The sequence below is a fragment of the Aquabacter sediminis genome (assembly GCF_028863665.1).
Taxonomy (GTDB): Bacteria; Pseudomonadota; Alphaproteobacteria; order Rhizobiales; family Xanthobacteraceae; genus L1I39.
In genome coordinates, this window is sequence record NZ_JARBFX010000033.1 from 1 (window position 1) to 1,219 (window position 1,219).

The window sequence follows — 1,219 nt, forward strand, 5'->3', positions numbered from 1 at the left end:
GATCAGCCCTTCAGCACCTCGACGAGGGTCTTGCCGAGACGCGCCGGGGAGGGAGAGACGCGGATGCCCGCTTCTTCCATCGCCGCGATCTTGTCCTCGGCGCCGCCCTTGCCGCCGGAGATGATGGCGCCCGCATGGCCCATGCGGCGGCCGGGAGGGGCCGTGCGGCCGGCGATGAAGCCCACCATCGGCTTCTTGCGCCCGCGCTTGGCCTCGTCCTTCAGGAACTGGGCAGCGTCTTCTTCCGCCGAGCCGCCGATCTCGCCGATCATCACGATGGAGGTGGTGGCGTCATCCGCCAGGAACATCTCCAGCACGTCGATGAACTCGGTGCCCTTCACCGGGTCGCCGCCAATGCCCACCGCCGAGGTCTGGCCCAGGCCCTCCTGCGAGGTCTGGAACACCGCCTCATAGGTCAGCGTGCCCGACCGCGAGACGATGCCCACCGAACCCGTCTTGAAGATGTTGGCCGGCATGATGCCGATCTTGGACTGGCCGGCCGTCACCACGCCCGGGCAGTTCGGCCCGATGAGGCGCGACTTGGAGCCTGACAGCGCCCGCTTCACCTTCACCATGTCCAGCACCGGGATGCCCTCGGTGATGCACACGATGAGCGGGATTTCCGCGTCGATGGCCTCAAGAATGGCGTCCGCCGCACCGGGCGGGGGCACATAGATGACGCTGGCATCGGCGCCGGTGGCCTCGCGGGCCTCCGCCACCGTGTCGAACACGGGAAGGCCCAGATGCGTCGAGCCGCCCTTTCCGGGAGAGGTGCCGCCCACCAGCTTGGTGCCATAGGCGATCGCCTGCTCGGAATGGAAGGTCCCGTTCTTGCCGGTGAAGCCCTGGGTGATGACCTTGGTATTGGCGTCGATCAGAACAGACATCACGCAGCTTCCTTCTTCACGGCCGCGACGATCTTCTGCGCCGCATCGTCCAGGTCATCGGCGGGGATCACGTTGAGCCCGCTCTCGCGGATGATCTGCTTGCCCTGCTCCACATTGGTGCCTTCCAGGCGCACCACCAGCGGCACCTTCAGCCCCACCGCCTTCACCGCCGCCAGCACGCCGCGCGCGATCACGTCGCACTTCATGATGCCGCCGAAGATGTTGACCAGGATGCCCTTCACGGAGGGGTCCGAGGTGATGATCTTGAACGCCGCCGTCACCTTCTCCTCGCTGGCGCCGCCGCCCACGTCCAGGAAGTTGGCCGGGCTCTC

1 protein-coding gene and 1 pseudogene are annotated in these 1,219 nt (G+C 67.0%); both read right to left on the reverse strand.

Annotated elements, in window-relative coordinates; all coding sequences use genetic code 11:
• Nucleotides 1-2 precede the first annotated feature (2 nt).
• Nucleotides 3-887 carry a succinate--CoA ligase subunit alpha gene (gene sucD, locus PV781_RS24025; protein ID WP_274778139.1) on the reverse strand — a complete coding sequence of 295 codons (885 nt, stop codon included), beginning with the start codon at nt 885-887 and terminating at the stop codon, nt 3-5.
• Nucleotides 887-1,219: pseudogene (gene sucC / locus PV781_RS24030) on the reverse strand (succinate--CoA ligase subunit beta); the annotation flags it as partial. The gene sucD and the pseudogene sucC, both read right to left, overlap by 1 nt.

What these genes read in the sequence shown, in the direction of transcription:
- sucD (WP_274778139.1), bottom strand. Translation starts at nt 887, where the DNA reads ATGTCTGTTCTGATCGACGCCAATACCAAGGTCATCACCCAGGGCTTC.